Genomic DNA, 17,260 nt, shown 5'->3' on the forward strand with positions numbered 1-17,260 from the left:
CATGACCGCCGTGACCGCACCCTCCGAGAACGTCACGGCGTTGCGCCGGCTGCTCGACCTGCTCGCCTCCGGGGCGAGCAGCGAGCAGCTGGCGCACGTCGTCGTGGCCGCCCGCGCCGGGGGCACGCTCGGCGCGGCCGACCTGGCCGCGCTGGCCGGCGCGGGCGAGCTGGCGCTGCGGATCCGCGAGACGCTCGCCGAGCACCGGCGGCGCGAGGCTCAGCTCGCCGCGCTGTTCGACACCGCGAGCGAGCTCGCCGCGCTGTCCGATCCGGACACCGTGCTGCGCTCGATCGTCCGGCGGGCGCGGGCGCTGCTCGGCGTGGACGTCTCCTACCTCAGCCTGAACGACGAGACGGAGAACAAGACCTACGTCCGGGTCAGCGACGGGTCGGTGTCGGCCGAGTTCCAGCAGATCGTGCTCGGCATGGGGGAGGGCCTCGGCGGCCTGGTCGCGCAGACCGCGCGGCCGTACGCGACTTCGGACTACTTCAACGACGAGCGGTTCAAGCACACCCGGCACATCGACTCGGGCGTCCGCGACGAAGGCCTGACCGCGATCCTCGGCGTCCCGCTCGCGATCGGCCCGAAGGTGCTGGGCGTCCTGTTCGCATCCGACCGCGCCACGCGGGAGTTCACCGCGGACGAAGTCGCGCTGCTGTCGTCGCTCGCCGACCACGCGGCGATCGCCCTGGACAGCGCGAACCTCCTCGACCAGACGCGCCGCGCCGTCGCCGAGCTCAACGAGGCCAACGCGACGATCCGGGCGCAGAACGCGGCGATGGAACGCGCCGAGGACGCCCACGACCGGCTGACCGACCTCGTGCTGCGCGGCGGCGACCTGCCCGACGTCGCCGCGGCGGTCGCCGGGGTGCTGCACGGCGACCTCACGGTGTACGACGCCGACGGCACGCTGCTGGCTAGCTCCGCGGCGCCGGCGGTGCTCGACCCGGACGTGCTCGCCGCGGCCCGCGCGGCCGGGCGCGCGGTGTCCACAAAGGACAACTGGGTGTGCGCGGTGCAGGCCGGGCCGGAGCTGCTCGGCAGCCTGGTGCTGGCCGGCCGCGACGGGCTCACCGACCCCGACCGGCGGCTGTTCGAACGCGCCGGCGTCGTGACGGCGCTGCTGCTGATGCTCCGGCGGTCGGTGGTGCGCGCCGAAGACGAGGTCCGCGGCGAGCTGCTGACCGACCTGCTCACGGCCCCGGACCGCAACCCCCGCGCGCTGCTGGCCCGCGGCCGCCGGCTGGGGATCGACCTGTCGGCGCCGCACGCGGTGCTGGTCGCCCACGCGGACGGCGGTTCACGGCGGCGCCTGGCGAGCGCGGCCGTCCGCCACGCGACGCTCGTCGGCGTGCACGCGGAGGAGGTCGTGCTCCTCGGCGCGGGCGACCCGGACGAGCTGGCCCGCCGCGTGGCGGCCGACCTCGGCACGGCGACCGGCCGCCCGGTCACGGTCGGCGCCGCGGGTCCGGCGAGCGGGCCGTCGGCGATCGCGGAAGCCCACGCGGAAGCGGCCCGTTGCGTCCGGGCGCTGCTCGCCCTCGGCCGGACCGGCGAAGGCGCGGCGATGGCGGGCCTGGGCTTCCTCGGCCAGCTGCTGGGCGACCGCGCGGACCTGGACGCGTTCGTCCGCCGGACGCTGGGGCCGGTCCTGGACTACGACGAGCGCCGCGGTACGGAGCTGGTGGCGACGCTGCGGGCGTATTTCGCGAACGGGTCGCAGCTGGCACGGACGAAGGACGTGCTGCACGTCCACGTGAACACGGTGGTGCAGCGGCTGGAGCGGGTGGCGTCGCTGCTGGGGGAGGATTGGCAGGCGCCGGACCGGGCGCTGGAGATCCAGCTGGCGTTGCGGATGCACCGGTTGGCACCGCAACGGCAGGCGGATTAGCGAGGCGTCGGCTAGGCCCCTCCGAACGCCAGTGTGCACGGCCGCAGCGGAACTTCGTCCGGGGTCAGCCCGCGGATGGTCACCGGCGGACCGGACGGGCCGAACCAGACGGCGTCGCCGTAGAGGTCGAACAGGCCGTCCGCCATGGTCTGCCACGATTCGCGCGCGGCGGGCGTGGCCATCGAAGTCCGGTTCACCTCGAGCGTCAGCAGCGGCCGCCGGGCCTGGAGCATGCCGAACGCGCCACGGACGAACTCCGGCTCGAAGCTCTCGATGTCGACCTTGACGACGTCGGGCACGCCGTGTTCGGCCATGTACAGGTCACCCGTCGTGGCGGTCACGTCGAGGCCGCCACCACCGTCGCGCACCAGGTGGGAGCCGCCGGAACCCTCGGCCATGACCGCCATCGAGGTGCGCCCGGCCTTGTCCGCCAGTGCGAGCTCGACCAGTTCGACGTTGTCGAGCTGGTTGAGCTCGACATTCGCGCGCAGCCGTTCCATGGTGGCCGGAATCGGCTCGAAGGCCACGACCCGATCAGCGAGTTTGGCCATCAGAACGGTGTAGATCCCGATGTTGGCGCCGACGTCCCACACCACGTCGGTCGTCTTGATCCGCGGAAGCAGCCAATCCAGCTCGCGCTCCTCGAATCCGCCGGCCCGCACGAACGGATACAGGGTCAGATCGCGGCCGATCACGAACCGGCCGCCGCGGAACTGTATCGGCAACTCCCAAGAGCGCCTGAACCTGACCCGGTTCAGGGTTGCGTAGGCATTGCCGACAAGCCGGCTCTCCGCCAGCGGAGTTCGAACAATGAAATTCCGCACATCACGTTCGAATCCCATAGTGGAACTTCCCCCTCGAGAACCCAGTGGAGCGCAATCGGGCAAGGCTATTACAGCGGCTGCGATCGGGGAAGGCGCTGTCCACACGAGAACGACCTCACCGGTGGAGGCGTCATTTCGGCAGGACGGGTTCCGGCCGCTCGAACGCCGTGGACCGCCGCACGACGAGCGCCGCCGTGAGGCCGCCGGTCGCCGCGATCAGGACCGCCGCCGGGAGCATTCCCTTGTCCAGGCCGAATCCGCCCAGTGCGGCGCCCAGGGCGATGCCGATCTGGAACGCCACGATGTACACCGCCGAGGCGAGGTCCGGGCGGGTCTTCGCGACGCGCAACACCGCCGCTTGAAGGACCACGCCGATCCCGGCCGCCGGGGCCGCCCACAGCACGATCGCCGCGGCGGAAACCCAGGCCGGGCCGCCGGTGACGAGCACGAGCATGCAGACGGCGAGCCCGCCGGTGGTGACGAGCGCCGTCGCCCGCGGGTGCCCGTCGACGTGGCGTCCGATCAGGACCAGCCCCAGCAGACCGGCCGTGCCGTGGGCGAACAGCAGGCTCGACGTCGCCGGGCCGGTCAGGTGGACGTAGTCCGCGATGATCGCCGTGATGTAGGTGAAGGCCGCGAAGTGCCCGGTCACCACGAGCAGGGTCGTCAGGTTGACCGGGACCAGCGACCGGTCGGCGACGACGCGCCGGACGGCGACCGGCCCCCGGTCCGGCGCCTCCGCGGGCATCGGCTCGACCGTGACCCGGATGACCAGGGCCGCCACCGCCGCGACTCCGGCCACGACCAGGACGGCCGTCCGCCAGCCGAGCGTCGCGCCGAGCCAGGAGCTCAGCGGCAGCCCGAAGAGGAACGCCAGGGAGTTCCCGGCGAACACGACCGCCGTGGCCCGGCCGCCCCGGCCGGGTCCGAGCAGCCGGGCGGCCATCGCCGCGACGACCGACCAGAAGACCCCGTGGCCCGCGGCCGCGACCAGCCGCGCGGCCACCGCGACGCCGTACCCCGGCGCGGCGGCGAGCACCAGGTTGGACACGACGACCAGCGCGATCGTCACCAGCGCGGTCGCGCGGCGGTCCCAGCGCGAAGCCAGCGCGACCAGCGGCACCACCGTCACCGCGACGACGACCGCGTACCCCGTCATCAGGAAGCCGATCGCGGAGTCCCCGGCCGCGAGCCCGGAAGCGAGCTGGGGCAGCAGCGCCACGGGGAGGTTCTCCGACGTCACGGACACGAAGCAGGCGGCGCCGAGCGCTCCCAGCGCGATCCCGGTGCGCGGTACGACGGGCATTGTTTAACGATACACAGCTAAGGTGGGGCCATGTCCAGGGCCGCACGCGTCACCATGGCGGACGTGGCACGCCGCTGCGGGGTCTCGGCGATGACCGTGTCGTACTGCTACAACCAGCCGGACCGGGTCGCCCCGGACACGCTGCGCCGGGTCCGGGAGGCCGCCGCCGAGCTGGGCTACCGCGGACCGGACCCGACCGCGCGGTCGTTGCGCCGCCGCCACAACGGCGCGATCGGCGTCGTGCTCGGCGAGCACCTCGCGTACGCCTTCGAAGACCCGCAGGCCCGGCGCTTCCTGGCCGGGGTCGCCGAGGTCTGCCGCGAGCGCGGGAGCGGGCTGAACCTCATCCCCACCACCGGCGCCGGCGAGGACGTCGAACGCGTGCGGTCGGCGTCGGTCGACGGCTACATCGTCTGGACGACCGTCGACGCCGACCCGGTGCTCGCCGTGGTGAGCGGGCTCGGCAAGCCCGTCGCGATCCACGGCGGCCCGGCCGTCCCGGGGGCCCGCGTGGTCGGCATCGACAACCGCGCCTCCGCCCGCGTACTGGCCGCCCGCACCTTCGCCGGCGCCCGGCGGCCGGCCGTGCTGAGCTTCCCCTTCGACCGCGACCGCCGTGCACGGCTGGAAACCGGGCCCGACGCCGGGAGCATCGCGTTCCCGGTCACCCGCGAGCGCCTCCTCGGCATCTACGACCACTGCGCCGACCCGAGCCGTCTCCCCGTGGCCGTCGTGGCCCGCAACGACCGGGGGAAGCCGCGGCGACGGTCGACGAGCTCCTCGAGACGTGCGAACCCGACGCCGTGATCGCGATGAGCGACCAGCTCGCGTTCGCCGTCCTCGACGCCGCTCGCCGCCGGGGCCTGCGCGTGCCCGAGGACCTCGCGGTCGCCGGGTGGGACGACGACCCGGACGCCGGCGGCGCCGGCCTCACCACCATCGCCCAGTCGCTCTTCGACCAGGGCCGGGACTGCGCCCTGATCGCGCTCGGCGAGCGCGGCCCCGACCACGGCGCCGAGTGGACGGCCATGGTGCGGACGAGTACCCGCCGACCGTCACGCCCCGGCTAGCACTGCCCGTCGGCGAGGACCCAGTACCCCGGTGACGTCTCCTTCAGCGCGTGGATGGTGAAGGTGTTCCACAGCCCCATGGCCTGGTTGGAGCCGTTGGCGTAGGTCTGGCCGCCGCTCTGGTGCGCGCGGCCCGCCTGCGTGTGGGCGTAGTTGCTCGCGCTCACGCAGACCGCCGACGGCGGCGCGGACGTCGTGGTCGTGGTCGGCGGCGCGGCCGTCGTCGTGGTCCCGGCTCCCTTGTCCAGCCCGAAGAACACGCCCGTGTAGTAGCTGGAGCAGATGCCCGCGAGGAAGTACGCCCCGGTGCTGCCGCACTGCGTCGTGCCGGTGCCCGGGTCGACCGCGGTGCCGTGGCCCATCCCGGCGATCGAGTACAGCTGCACCTTGTCGGCGTAGTTCGTCAACGTCGTGCCGCCGGGCAGGGACTGCGTGCTCGTCGGCGTCTGGGAGACGCCGTGCACCGCGGTCCACTGGTCGCGCAGCTCGGTGCCGTTGACCGGGTAGACCGTGTAGTCGCCGGTGCCTTGCCAGATCGCGACGCGCGGCCACGGCCCGCTGTAACCGGGGTACTGCGCCTTCACGCGCGACGCCCACTGCGCCGGGCTCAGGTGCTGGTCGTTCTGCTGGCAGTTCGTCGCCTCGGTGACGCTCGTGGCGCACTGGGCCGGCAGCCCGGCGTCGATGCCACCGCCGGCGAAGACGTCCGGGTACGCGGCGAGCAGGTCGGCGGTCATCCCGCCGCCGGCGGAGAGCCCGGTGACGAACACGCGGGAGCGGTCCGAGCCGTGGTCGGCGACCGCCTTGTCCACCATGGACTTGATGGACGCCGCCTCGCCGTTGCCGCGGGTGTCGTCGGCGGTGGAGAACCAGTTGAAGCACTTCAGCGAGTTGTTCGCGGTCGACTGCTGCGGGAACACGACCTCGAACCGCCACCGGTCGGCCAGCGCCGGCCAGCCGGAATGGGCGTGGTAGTCGGCCGCGCTCTGCGTGCAGCCGTGCAGGGCGACGACCACCGGGCGGCCGGCCTCGAGCCCGGCGGGGGTGTAGGTGTACATCGCGAGCGCGCCGGGGTTGGCGCCGAACGAGGAAACCTGGACCAGGGACGACGCGGGCGGATCGGCGGCCGAAGCCAGGCCGGCCGTGGTGAGCACGGCGGCGGTGATCGCGGCGAGTCCGGCGAAAGCGAGTTTGCGCATCGTGAGTTCCTTCTCGTCGTTGAGAGGGTCCCCAGCGACGCTAAGACGGCGCGAAGGTTCGGACCATGTGGCCGTCCACCACATCGCCGCGCGAATTCATGGTGACCGGCGGGATGGCTCCCGGGCGGCGCACGCGCTTGGGTTTGGTTCCATCCGAGACCGGAGGTGGACCGTGCGCAGTTGGCTGGCATTGGTACTGGCGGGGGCGCTCGCGGCGGCGCTGCCCGCGTCGGCGTCGGCTTCGGCCGAGCGCTGCCGGGTCGCCGTGCCCGGCGCCCAGCAACAGGTCGCCGTCTGCCTGGACGACCTGACGACGACCGGCACCCTCGTGTCGGGCCACACCGTCCAGGCCGACTGGGCCGGGCTGACGTCGGCGGGACTGCCCGCGCCGAGCGGGGTCCCCGGAGTCCAGGTCGACGGGTACTTCCCGGACACGTCGACCTCGAACACCAACCACGGCTGGAACCACGACGCGCAGTTCGTGCTGCGCCTGCCGGACCGCTGGAACGGCGGCCTCGTCGTCTCCGGCTCGCCCGGCGTGCGGCGGCAGTACGCGAACGACCGCGCGATCGGCGACCAGGCCCTGGCCGAGGGGTACGCGTTCGCCGCGACCGACAAGGGCAACACCGGCGCGGCGTTCTTCACCGACGGCGTCCGTCCGGGCGACGCGCTGGCCGAGTGGAACTCGCGCGTCACGCAGCTGACGCTGGCCGCCCGGGCCGCGGCGACCCGGCACTACGGCCGCCCGCCGGCGCGGACCCTGGCGGCCGGGCTGTCGAACGGCGGGTACCTCGTGCGGTGGCAGCTGGAGAACCGGCCGTGGCTCTACGACGGGGGCGTCGACTGGGAGGGGACGCTGTGGCGTGCCGACGGGCCGAACCTGCTGACGTTCCTGCCGCCGGCCATGAAGGCCTACCCGGCGTACGCGGCCGGTTCGGCGGCGGCGCACCAGTCCATTTTGGACGCCGGGTTCGCGCCGGGGTCGGAGTTCCTGTGGGACTACCACTACCGCGTCTACTGGGACCTGACCCAGCGGATCTACCGCGAGGAGCTCGACCCGTCGTTCGACGGCCCGGTACTGGCAGGCACGCCCTTCTGCGCTTCGGGAACGCCGTCCTGTGACGCGGACTACGCGTATTCCTCCCGGCCCGCGCCGGTGACGCGGGCGGTGGAGCGGATCTCGCTGACCGGGCGGATCGGCAAGCCGCTGCTGACGCTGCACGGCACGCTCGACACGCTGCTGCCGATCACCCTCGACTCCGACGTCTACGACCGGATGATCGCCGACGCCGGGCGCGGAGACCTGCACCGGTACTACCGCGTCGAGGGCGGCAACCACGTCGACGGGCTGGTCGACACCTACCCGGACCGGCTGCGCCCGCTGGGCCCGTGCTTCCGGACGGCGTTCGACGCCCTGGCGGGGTGGCTGCGCGGAGTGCGTCCCCCGGCCTCGGCGACGATCGCCCGCCCCGCCGGGGCGACCCCGGCGGAGCTGGCGAAGTCGTGCGACCTGGTCAGTCGCCCTTGACGAGGTGGTCGGCGAGGACCGGGCTGAACGTGCCCGCCGGAACGCCCGTCCCGTAGCCGCAGCTGCCGTCGGAGTCGCCGGGGACCTTGATCCACAGCTGCATCTCCGGGCCCCCGCCGAGCTGGGACGGCGCGCCGAGCTTGCGCTTCGGCGGGTTGCACCACTCGGAGTCCGTGCCGTGGCCACCGCCGTTGCGGCTGCTGTCCACCACGAACGGCGCCGCGTAACCCAGGGCCGAGTCGACGGCCTTGCCGTAGGTCGTCGACTCGGCCGTGGTGTAGAAGTTGGACACGTTCAGCACGAACCCGTGGATGGACTGCACGCCCACCGACTTCAGCCGCGAAGCCATCGTGGCCGCCGGGATCCAGGTGGCGTTGCCGCCGTCCAGGTACGCCCAGGTGTTGGGCGCCTTCTGCGCGAACTGCTGAGCGGCGTACTTCAGCAGGTCGACCCGGTCCGTGCGGGCGGTGCCGGTGAGGCAGCCGAGCTGGGCGAGCGCGTCCGGCTCGATGACCACGATCGCCGGCTTGCCGCCGATGCCGTCGGCGAACGCCGAGATCCACGCGCGGTAGGCGTCCGGGCCGCCCGCGCCGCCGGTCGACTCGCCGCCGCAGTCGCGGCCGGGGATGTTGTAGGCGACCAGGACCGGCAGCTTGTCGGCGACGTCGGCGGCGTAGGTGAACTCGTCGACCGCCGTCCGGACGTCGCCGCTCCAGTTGCCGAACCAGCGGGCACCGGGCTTGCTCGCGATCGACGTCCGGATCGGGCCGGCGAGGCTGTCGCCCGGGTGGTCGCGGACCCACGTCGCCGGGTTCGAGTCCGGGTCGACGTAGAAGCCGCTGGTCTTCTCGAGCGGATTGCCGTCCGCGGCGACGGCCGGGGACGCGGGGGCGAGCCCGGTGAGCGCCAGCGCGGCGGCCACGAGCCAGGTCGAAATGCGCATTGCCGCACTTTGCCGCGGCCGTGTACACGGGACGTACAAAAAGAAAAGTTGAACCGGACCGGACCGGGGCCCGTACTACCAGGTGAGGGGCTGTCGCCGCCTACCCCAAATCCGGTCCTGAACTGCGGTTTCACCGCCGGACGGGCCACCCCGTTCGGCCGCTTGCGGGAGCTTTGCCTCCTCGTTCATCATGGGGTTCCGGGGTCCGCGAACATTCGTTCACGACGAATATCCAGGTGTCGGCCATGCGTCGGAAGAACCGCAAGTCCGGAAGTGAACGCCATGCTCCTACCCGTCACCGGCGCCACGTGATGGCCGCTGACCTGCCCGGCCTCGCCATCGTCGCGGGGCTGCTGCTCCCGGCGTTCGCCGCGGCGGCCTGGGCGATCTCGCTCGAACGCCGTCCGCGCCGCGTCCCGGCCGGGCCCGACCCGGAGCCGGACTGGACGGTGGCCGGCATCCAGGCCCGGCTCCGCTTCGAGCAGGCTTCGCGCCGGCTCTCCGAGGCCGGGACGATCGCGCTGCCGACCCTGCCGATCCCGGAACAGACCGGCCGCGACTCCTCGCCGGACCGCCTGCCGTGGCGGGTGCCGCGCACGCTCCCGCCCCCGGACCCGCCGACCGGCCGCGTCCTGGTGCCCCAGCTGGCGTTCGCGGCCCCCGACACGGACCTGATGCGCCGCATCCTCGACGGCCTGCGCCGGCTGGACTGACTTCGGCGTCCGCTGTCGATCCCGCCCCGTCCCGTTCGTGTAGGCGGCGACGGGCCACCCGACGCGGCCCGCGCGAGCGGAAGGACCTCCGATGCGTTCGGTCACCGTCACCATGAACGTCACCCTCGACGGCGTCGTGCAGGGCCTCGGCCGGCCCGACGAGGACACCCGCGGCGGCTTCACCCACGGCGGCTGGGGTACGCGGTACCAGGACGACGTCATGGCCCGGGAGATGGGCAAGGGCATGAGCCGGCCCGGTGACATGCTCTTCGGGCGGCGGACCTGGGAGGACTTCATCGGCGCCTGGGCACACCGCGACGACGGCAACCCCTTCACCGCCCACCTGAACGCCGCCACCAAGTACGTCGCCTCGACCACTCTCGAGGACGCCGGCGCCTGGCAGAACTCGGTCCTGCTCAGCGGCGACGCGGAGAAGACGGTCGCCGAACTGAAGACCGGGCCCGGCCGGGACCTGTCCGTCATCGGCAGCGCCTCGCTCGTGCGCCGCCTGCACGCCGCCGGCCTGGTCGACCGCTACACGCTGCTGATCTTCCCGCTGACCCTCGGTTCCGGCGCGCGCCTGTTCGAGGGGCCGGCGTCGCTGACCGAGTTCACGCTGACCGGCAGCGTCACGACCACGAAAGGCGTCATCATCGCCCGCTACCGGCGTCGCTGAGCGCCGCGGGCGACTCCGCCTCCGGGATCAGCAGCCGGGGCGCGCCCGAGCCGTCGGCCGGGACCGACCAGACGTCCGCGTGGCCCGGCCCGCGGGGGATCCCGTAGCCGATCGTGTGGTCGTCGAGCCACGCCGGCTGGTCGTCGACGCTGCGGGTCTCCGTCGACGCCGTCACCGTCGACGCCGCCAGGTCCAGCACCGAAAGCCGCCACCCCCGGGCCGGGTCACCGTCCACAGCGGACTTGAACGCCACCCGCGTCCCGTCCGGGGACAGCGACGGGCACTCGACGTTCTCCCGCAGCGTGCGGATCGTGTGCGCGGCGAAGTCGCCCGCGACCAGGTAGCGGTGGCCGGCCGTCGACATCGTCGCGTAGAAGTGGCGGTCGTCGCGGGTGAACGTGACGCCCCAGAAGTTGAGGTCCGCCGCCTGGTACGGCTTGCCGTCGACCGTCACCGCGTAGTCCTCCAGCGTGCCCGCCAGGTCGCCGGTCGCCGTGTCGAGGATGCCGGCGCGGGTCGAGAACATGCCGCCGTTGTAGGAGTCGCCGGTGACGAACACCGTCCACGCGAGCATCCGGCCGCTCGTCGAGACCCGCGCCCGGTTCGGCAGCCCGACCAGCGGGATCTCCCGCCGGGACGCCAGCCGTGCGTCGAGCACCACCAGCTGGTAGGTGGTCAGGTCGCCGTCCGGGCGCAGACAGATCCCGGCGCCACCGGCGGCGTACACCCGCGTGCACGACAGCGGTGACACCGTCCGCGGCCCGCCGGGATCGGCGACGGACACCGTGGCGACGTGCCCGCGGTCGGCGTCGGCGGTGCTGCGGAACAGCAGCCGCGGGCCGGGGGAGAGGCTCAGTTCGCCGGTCGCGGTGACGTCGTGGCCGCGCGCGCTCGCGAACCCGACGTAGGCGACGGCCGCGCCGGCCAGCACGAGCACCCCGGCCACCGCGATGAGGATCCTGGTTCTCACGCCGTCACCTTCCGCGGGGAGAGCACCACGAACGTCACGGCGATCGCGACCACGGCCCCGCCCGCCGCGACGGCGATCGCGAGGTCCGGGCCCCAGAACTGCCACGCCAGTCCGAAGAGGACGGACGAGGCGAAGTAGGCGAGGGCCTGCGCCGTCTGCACCAGCGAGATCCCCGTGGTGCGCAACGCTTCCGGGAGCAGCGGTCCGGCCAGTGCCATCAGGACGCCGTCGGTCGCGGCGTAGAACGCGCCGTACAGGGCCAGGGCGAGCACGAACAACGGCCAGCCGGACACCGGCCCGGCCAGCAGCAGGTAGACCAGTGCGAGCGCCCCGTACCCGCCGAGCACCACCGGCAGCCGCCCGACCCGGTCGGCCAGCGCGCCCAGCGGCGCGGCGAGCACCAGGTAGCTGAGGTTGGTGCCGACCGCGAGCAGCGGGAACCAGCCGGTCGCGATGTCCTCCCTGTGCTGCAGCAGCAGGTAGACGAACCCGTCGCCGACCGTGGCCAGCCCGAGCACGCACGCCGCGACGAGCAGCCGCCGCACGCCGCTGCCGCGCAGCAGGGCCGCCGCCGCGCGCGGCGACACCGATTTCGCGTCGCCCCGCGGGGTCCGCCGGTCGCGGACGAACAGCACCAGCAGCAGCACCCCGATCGCGGCGATGCAGAAGCTGACGACGAACACCGCGTCGAACGCCTCGGGGTCGGTGGCGCCGACCGCGGCCAGCACGGCGAGCGCGACCAGCGGCCCGGCGAACGCCCCCATGCTGTCCATCGCCCGGTGCACGCCGAACGCCCGTCCGAGCAGCGGTTCGGGCGCCGACAACGTGATCAGCGCGTCCCGGGGTGCGGTCCGCAGGCCCTTGCCGGTGCGGTCGAGCGTGATCACCGCGCCGATCGCGGCCGCCGACGCCCCGGCCGCGAGCAGCCCGAGCTTCGCCACCGCGGACAGCGCGTAGCCCGCGCCGGCGACGACCTTGCGCCGCCGGACGCGGTCGGCGACGTACCCGCCGACGACCCGCAGCAACGCCGTCGCGCCGGTGTAGAGGCCGTCGACCAGGCCGTACGCCGCGGGGCTGAGGTGCAGCCCGAGCACCAGGTACACCGGCAGGACCGCGGTGACCATCTCCGAGGAGACGTCGGTGACGAGGCTGACGGCGCCGAGCGCGAAGACGTTCGCGCCGACCGCCGAGAGCTTGCCCTTCGCGGTGTGCTCCCGGCGGCCGATGGTGGCGAGGTACACGCGGGTTACTGCCAGACGTCGAGGATCGGCGACTTGCTCGCGGCGCCGCCGATGCCCGGCAGGCCGTAGGACGCCTCGATCGTGCGCAGCACGGTGTAGTGGTTGATCGATTCGCTGTAGCTGCCGACCTTGACGTGCGCGCCGGTGAAGCTGGTGAAGATCTGGTTGACCGACGTGCCGCTGTCCTCGTCGAAGGTGGTGATCAGCAGGCTGTTGTGGGTCTTGGCCCACTGGGCGTAGGCGTCGAGGTGGTTCTTCAGCCAGGTGTCGCCGGTGCCGATGGAGCAGTCGTGCATGTCGTTGCACATGTCCGGCGTCACGAAGGCGACGGTCGGCAGCTGGGTGAAGTCGGACGGGAAGCTCGAGTACCGGAGGTTGCTCGCGGCCGGGACGTTCGAGAAGTCCACCCAGCTGTTGTGCTTGCGCCGGTAGGTGCCGCTGGAGCAGCCGGTGTAGCCGTCCGACGGCATGGCTTCGGAGTAGCCCTTGAACGTCTTGCCGGCGCCGATCAGCTGCTGGCCGAGGTTGGCCTTCGCGCCGAGGTTGGCCGGGCAGCTGTCGTCGGTGACGCCCTGCGTCGCGCCCGAGAAGAGGGCGACGTAGTTGGGCTGGCTGGGGTGCGTGATCGCGAAGGAGTTCGTGAACTTCGCGCTCTGCGAGGCGAGGGTGTTGAAGTAGGGCGCGCTGGAACTGCCGTTGATCGAGGAGTACTTCTTGTTCTCGAACATCACGAGGACGATGTGGTCGAAGGCCGGCACGGTCGACGCGGTGGGCCGCACGGCGGCGGGCTGGTCCGTTCCGGTGACGACGGCCGCCGCGACCACCCCGGCGGTGACGAGGGTGGCGGCGGCGAACACGGCGAAGATCCGCTTGCGGATCATGGGTCCTCCAACGCTGGCAGGGTGCGGGCGCCTCATGATGCCCAGGGCAGGGGACCGGTGCGTGCCTCTCGGCGGTCCGGACCGTGAACAACAGGAAACCACCGGCGGACAACGGAAAGAGTGGGTGAATGATTTTCCGGTGTCAACCTCCTTTGGTAGGGAACGCGGACTGTCCACAGTGGTCGGCCGGAAACCCGTCCGGCCTACCGGCGGCCGCCGGACTGCCAGGCGTGGACCTCGATGGCGGCGTACCGCTCAGCGGTCAGGAGCCCGCGTGCCGCGCCGGGACCGGGCGCCCGGGTCAGCGCCGCGGTGCCGAGCCAGGCCGTGCCGTCGTCGGACAGGAGCGGCCCGTAGGCGATGGGATCGGGCCCGTCCGGCACGGCGATGTCGGCGGGCCGCCCCTCGCCGAGGCCGAGCACCAGGTAACCGGGCCGCCCGCCCGGTATCGGGCGGCCGAGGGTGTTGCGCCACCGGCGCAGCAGCACGTCCCGGTACCCGCCGGCCTGGTAGGTCGGCTCGTCGAAGGCGAACGCCCGGGCGGCGGCCGGGTCCGGCAGGTCGAGGATGTGCACGCTGCCGGTGGGCACGCCGTCGTCGTCGAAGGTCGGGCCGCGGGCGATCATCCGCGCCGCGAAGCGGTCCAGGTAGGACCAGTGCGCTTCCAGCGTCGCCTCCCGCAGCGGCAAGGACCCGGGCCGGTCGCGGTGGTAGCAGAAGAACTCCATGCCGTTCAGTCTCCCGGCTCCGGACCGTCCGGTAATCCGGTCGTCGGCCGCGAGCGGAGCCGTTAGCGTCGGTCACCATGGACGAGGAGACCCCGTGATCCGCGACGCCCGCGACGACGACTGGCCCGGCATCCGGCCGATCGTCCACGACGTCGTCACCGAGCAGCGGACGTTCCCCTACGACCCCGCCATGAGCGAGTCCGACGCCCGGCGGATCTGGCTGACGGCTCCGCCGGGCCGGGTGGTCGTCGCGGTCGAGGGCGGGCGGGTGCTCGGGACCGCGAACATGTACGCGAACCGGCCCGGGCCCGGGAGCCACGTCGCTTCCGGCAGCGTGATGGTCGCGAAGGAGGCGAGGGGCGCGGGCGTCGGGCGCGCGCTCACCACCGATCTGATCGCCTGGGCCCGGCGGAAGGGGTTCGCGGCGATCCAGTTCAACGCCGTCGTCGACGTGAACGAGGCCGCGGTCCGGCTCTACGAGAGCCTGGGCTTCGTCACGCTCGGAACGGCGCCCGGCGCGTTCCGCCACCCGGACCTCGGCGACGTCGGGCTCCGCATCATGTGGCTCGACCTGCGGTAGCCCCTACGCGAGTGGCCCGTCGCCGACCAGGCGGCAGCAGCCCGCCCGGCAGGCCTTCAGGTTTTCCGCCGCCTTGCCGCGGACCGCCTCCAGCTGCGCCATCCGCTCGTCCAGCCGGGCGACCACCGCCTCCAGCCGCCGGCGCTCCGACTCGCACGTCGCGGTGCCCGTGTCGTGGGAGCGCAGCGCGTCGACCACCTCGTCGAGCGTGAAACCGAGGTCCTGCAACGCCTTCGCCGAGCGGATCCGGTCGGCCGCCGAGGGCGGGAACTCCCGGTAGCCGCTCGGACGCCGGTCCGCTTCCGGGAGCACGCCGCGCCGCTCGTAGAAGCGGACCGTGTCCACGCTCACCCCCGCCGAACGGGCCACCTCGCCGATCTTCACGCGCGCGCTCTCCCTTGACTCTGGAGCCAGGTCCGGACTTCAGGGTCGGCGCACCGACACCGCAAGGAGCCCGCCATGCAGATCCCACCCGCGTCGACGCCCATCGCCTGCGACATGTCGAACGCCCGTGACACCCCGGAAGAGCGGCTGGCCGAGTACCGCCGCCTGTTCGCCGGCGCCCTCGCCGCCCGGGAGCGCACCGCGGCCGGCATCCGGTTCCGGTTCCGCGCCGAGCCGGGCGTCGAGGACTGGGTCCGTGACCTCGCCGCCCGCGAGAAGGAGTGCTGCCCCTTCTTCGGCTTCGAGATCGCCGTCGAGAACGGCGAAGTGCGGTGGGACGCGGCGGTACCCGACACCGCCGAGGCCCGTGCCGTGCTCGAGGAGTTCTACGCGCTGACCTAGCCGGCGGTCCCCGGGAAACCCTCAGGCCGACGTCAGCGGCGCCGTGGCCAGCAGGTGGTGCGCGGCGACGCTCGCGCCGTCCCCGCGCACCTTTCCCGCGAACCGCCGCGCCCGGGCCGCGACCTCCGGCCGCAACGCGACGTCCAGCGCCGACGTCAGCGCCTCGGCCGTGGGCACGCCCGGCTCGGTCGCCGCGCCGAGGCCCAGTTCTCGGACGCGGCCGGCGAAGTAGTGCTGGTCGTACATCTGCGGCACCACCACCTGCGGCGCGCCCGCGCGGGCCGCCGCCGTCGTCGTGCCCGCGCCACCGTGGTGGACGACGGCCCCGACCCGCTTGAACAGTGCCTGCTGGTTGATCTCGCCGATGCCGAAGCAGTCCGGCTGCCCGTCCGCTGCGGCGAGGCCCGCCCACCCACGGGCGATGACGGCCCGGCGGCCGTGCGCACGCGCCGACGCGAGCATCGCCTCGGCGAGCTCGCCCGGGGCGCGCATGCTGCCGAACCCGAAGTACACCGGCGGCTCGCCCGCGTCGAGGAACTCCACCAGTTCGGGCGGCAGCGGCCGCTCGTCCGGCCAGATCCACGCCCCCGTCTGGACGATCCGCGGGTCGCCGGGCTCGGACCACGGCGCCAGCGCGGCGTCGGCGGCGAGCCACGGCCGTTCGGTGAAGACGTGACCCGGCAGGTCGTCGACGGGAGCGAGTCCCGCCGCCGCCCGGCATTCGTCGAACCGCTCGCCGAAGAGCTGCTTCCACCGTTGCGCGTCCTCGGCCCACAGGGCACGGTTTTCCGCCTGTTCTGATGACGCCGTCCGCCATGGCATCGGCGGTGGCGCGTGGCGGTCCGACGGCAGGGTGACGGGGCAGAAACTCGCGTAGACGTAGGCGGCGCCCGTCCGCTCGGCGATCGAGCGCGTGGCGAGCTGCAGGGCACCGGCGGCGACCAGGACGTCGCACCCCTCGGCCGCCACGGCGATCGTCTCGAACTGGGTCGTGACGGTGTCCGCGGCGGCGTTGCGCAGCTGCTCGGGCGTGGGGCGGGGCCCGCTCGCCGAAGCGGTCCCGCGCAGCTCGGGACCGATCGGCACGACGTCGAACCCGAGGTCGTCGAGCCAGGCGCGGAAGTCCGGCGGCACGCACAGGCGGACGTCCTGCCCGAGCGCTCTCAGTTCCGAAGCCAGCGCCACGACCGGCTGCACTTCGCCCCTCGAGCCGATCGTGGACAGCAGCACACGCATCAAGGAATCCCCTCGCCGGAAATGGTGAGCCCGCATTGTGGACCCCCGCCGGGGTCTTGCCACAAGCCCCGGGGTCGGCTATATGTTGAAGCGGGGAGAGGGAAATCTTCGATGGTCGACGCCTGCGGTGATCGGTCTTTGCGTGCGGGCCGGGGGTTCGTCAGGAGATCTCGACCGCGTCGGCGGTTTCGCGCTGCGTTTCCCGCGGGAGTTCTTCGGCGAAGATGGTGTCGATCTTCCGGGCCGCGGTCCGCAGATTCGCGACGATCGCGACGAGCAGCACCATCGCCGCGGCGGGGACCACGAGCAGCACGGGCGGCCACCCGGCGCCGACCACCGCGGCGACGCAGAACAGCGCGATGACCAGGAACGCTGCCCGGCCGGCGACCCGCGGCCACGCGGGACGGGGCTTGGCGTGCCGGCCGCGCACCGGGCGAAGAACCGGCCGCGCGAGGGCAGCGTGGAAACTCATCCCAACCTCCGGAAATGTCGGTGAACCGGCCGGGACGGCAATTCCCGGCGGCCGTGCCGGCGCCCGTCCGGCGCGGCACACGCTGGGTGTGTCGGGCCGGAGGCGGTTCCGGTTACCGGTCGTTATTGCTTCGAGTCCGAATGCGGGAAATCGCATTCCCGGCGGTTTCGGACGGTTTCCCGCACCAGGGCCATAGGGCCCGGATCCGCCTGC

Annotated in this window: 19 protein-coding genes; 8 read left to right on the forward strand and 11 right to left on the reverse strand. The window is 73.1% G+C overall.

Annotation, left to right across the window (positions count from 1 at the left end; genetic code table 11):
- Position 1 precedes the first annotated feature (1 nt).
- Positions 2-1,894, forward strand: a complete 1,893-nt coding sequence (locus tag ACH54P_RS46340) for a helix-turn-helix domain-containing protein (protein WP_489909660.1) — start codon at positions 2-4, stop codon at positions 1,892-1,894.
- Positions 1,895-1,905: 11 nt separating this feature from the next.
- Here ACH54P_RS46340 and ACH54P_RS46345 read toward each other — a convergent pair whose 3' ends face one another.
- Both ACH54P_RS46345 and ACH54P_RS46350 read right to left on the reverse strand, forming a co-directional pair.
- Positions 1,906-2,736 carry an FkbM family methyltransferase gene (locus ACH54P_RS46345; RefSeq protein ID WP_489909661.1) on the reverse strand — a complete coding sequence of 277 codons (831 nt, stop codon included), beginning with the start codon at positions 2,734-2,736 and terminating at the stop codon, positions 1,906-1,908.
- A gap of 112 nt (positions 2,737-2,848) precedes the next feature.
- A complete protein-coding gene (locus ACH54P_RS46350) occupies positions 2,849-4,024 on the reverse strand; it encodes an MFS transporter (protein ID WP_489909663.1) in 1,176 nt (391 codons plus the stop codon).
- Between the two features lie 30 nt (positions 4,025-4,054).
- Here ACH54P_RS46350 and ACH54P_RS46355 point away from each other — a divergent pair, with 30 nt between their 5' ends.
- Both ACH54P_RS46355 and ACH54P_RS46360 read left to right on the forward strand, forming a co-directional pair.
- Entirely contained in the window at positions 4,055-4,831 is a 777-nt protein-coding gene (locus ACH54P_RS46355) for a LacI family DNA-binding transcriptional regulator (protein WP_489909664.1), read from the forward strand.
- Positions 4,828-5,094, forward strand: coding sequence for a substrate-binding domain-containing protein (locus ACH54P_RS46360; protein ID WP_489909665.1), 267 nt, complete (start codon positions 4,828-4,830; stop codon positions 5,092-5,094). Before ACH54P_RS46355 ends, ACH54P_RS46360 begins: the two co-directional genes overlap by 4 nt.
- On the opposite strand, the gene ACH54P_RS46365 is transcribed toward ACH54P_RS46360, so the two are convergent.
- A complete protein-coding gene (locus tag ACH54P_RS46365) occupies positions 5,091-6,293 on the reverse strand; it encodes an extracellular catalytic domain type 1 short-chain-length polyhydroxyalkanoate depolymerase (RefSeq protein WP_489909666.1) in 1,203 nt (400 codons plus the stop codon). The genes ACH54P_RS46360 and ACH54P_RS46365 overlap by 4 nt on opposite strands.
- Before the next feature lie 190 nt (positions 6,294-6,483).
- Here ACH54P_RS46365 and ACH54P_RS46370 point away from each other — a divergent pair, with 190 nt between their 5' ends.
- Complete coding sequence (locus ACH54P_RS46370; RefSeq protein WP_489917030.1) at positions 6,484-7,821, forward strand: 3-hydroxybutyrate oligomer hydrolase family protein; 1,338 nt, start codon at positions 6,484-6,486, stop codon at positions 7,819-7,821.
- Here the strand turns inward: ACH54P_RS46370 and ACH54P_RS46375 are convergent.
- Positions 7,808-8,764: a glycoside hydrolase family 6 protein gene (locus tag ACH54P_RS46375; protein ID WP_489909667.1), complete on the reverse strand. Its 957-nt coding sequence runs from the start codon at positions 8,762-8,764 to the stop codon at positions 7,808-7,810. The genes ACH54P_RS46370 and ACH54P_RS46375 overlap by 14 nt on opposite strands.
- Before the next feature lie 311 nt (positions 8,765-9,075).
- Between ACH54P_RS46375 and ACH54P_RS46380 the strand changes: the two genes are divergently transcribed.
- Both ACH54P_RS46380 and ACH54P_RS46385 read left to right on the forward strand, forming a co-directional pair.
- A complete protein-coding gene (locus tag ACH54P_RS46380; RefSeq protein ID WP_489909668.1) occupies positions 9,076-9,477 on the forward strand; it encodes a hypothetical protein in 402 nt (133 codons plus the stop codon).
- A 91-nt stretch (positions 9,478-9,568) separates the two neighbouring features.
- Complete coding sequence (locus tag ACH54P_RS46385) at positions 9,569-10,153, forward strand: dihydrofolate reductase family protein (protein WP_489909669.1); 585 nt, start codon at positions 9,569-9,571, stop codon at positions 10,151-10,153.
- On the opposite strand, the gene ACH54P_RS46390 is transcribed toward ACH54P_RS46385, so the two are convergent.
- The 4 genes from ACH54P_RS46390 to ACH54P_RS46405 all read right to left on the reverse strand — a co-directional run bounded on the left by ACH54P_RS46390 (position 10,128) and on the right by ACH54P_RS46405 (position 13,973).
- On the reverse strand, positions 10,128-11,123 hold the full coding sequence (locus ACH54P_RS46390) for a TolB family protein (protein ID WP_489909670.1): 996 nt from the start codon (positions 11,121-11,123) through the stop codon (positions 10,128-10,130). The two genes, ACH54P_RS46385 and ACH54P_RS46390, sit on opposite strands and share 26 nt — an antisense overlap.
- Positions 11,120-12,364 carry an MFS transporter gene (locus ACH54P_RS46395; protein WP_489909671.1) on the reverse strand — a complete coding sequence of 415 codons (1,245 nt, stop codon included), beginning with the start codon at positions 12,362-12,364 and terminating at the stop codon, positions 11,120-11,122. Before ACH54P_RS46395 ends, ACH54P_RS46390 begins: the two co-directional genes overlap by 4 nt.
- 5 nt (positions 12,365-12,369) lie before the next feature.
- Entirely contained in the window at positions 12,370-13,245 is an 876-nt protein-coding gene (locus ACH54P_RS46400) for an alkaline phosphatase family protein (RefSeq protein WP_489909672.1), read from the reverse strand.
- A 203-nt stretch (positions 13,246-13,448) separates the two neighbouring features.
- Complete coding sequence (locus tag ACH54P_RS46405; protein ID WP_489909673.1) at positions 13,449-13,973, reverse strand: YciI family protein; 525 nt, start codon at positions 13,971-13,973, stop codon at positions 13,449-13,451.
- A gap of 94 nt (positions 13,974-14,067) precedes the next feature.
- On the opposite strand from ACH54P_RS46405, the gene ACH54P_RS46410 reads away from it, so the two are divergent.
- On the forward strand, positions 14,068-14,553 hold the full coding sequence (locus ACH54P_RS46410) for a GNAT family N-acetyltransferase (protein WP_489909674.1): 486 nt from the start codon (positions 14,068-14,070) through the stop codon (positions 14,551-14,553).
- 3 nt (positions 14,554-14,556) lie between these two features.
- Here the strand turns inward: ACH54P_RS46410 and ACH54P_RS46415 are convergent, their stop codons facing one another.
- Positions 14,557-14,937 (reverse strand): MerR family transcriptional regulator, encoded by a 381-nt coding sequence (locus tag ACH54P_RS46415; RefSeq protein WP_489909675.1) that lies wholly within the window; start codon positions 14,935-14,937, stop codon positions 14,557-14,559.
- A 75-nt stretch (positions 14,938-15,012) separates the two neighbouring features.
- Here ACH54P_RS46415 and ACH54P_RS46420 point away from each other — a divergent pair, with 75 nt between their 5' ends.
- Positions 15,013-15,339: a hypothetical protein gene (locus ACH54P_RS46420; RefSeq protein ID WP_489909676.1), complete on the forward strand. Its 327-nt coding sequence runs from the start codon at positions 15,013-15,015 to the stop codon at positions 15,337-15,339.
- A 21-nt stretch (positions 15,340-15,360) separates the two neighbouring features.
- On the opposite strand, the gene ACH54P_RS46425 is transcribed toward ACH54P_RS46420, so the two are convergent.
- Together ACH54P_RS46425 and ACH54P_RS46430 are read right to left on the reverse strand one after the other, a co-directional pair.
- Positions 15,361-16,575 (reverse strand): glycosyltransferase, encoded by a 1,215-nt coding sequence (locus ACH54P_RS46425; RefSeq protein ID WP_489909677.1) that lies wholly within the window; start codon positions 16,573-16,575, stop codon positions 15,361-15,363.
- Positions 16,576-16,735: 160 nt separating this feature from the next.
- Complete coding sequence (locus tag ACH54P_RS46430; protein ID WP_489909678.1) at positions 16,736-17,047, reverse strand: hypothetical protein; 312 nt, start codon at positions 17,045-17,047, stop codon at positions 16,736-16,738.
- Positions 17,048-17,260: the final 213 nt, after the last annotated feature.

Source organism: Amycolatopsis sp. N2S4-7 (assembly GCF_058119595.1).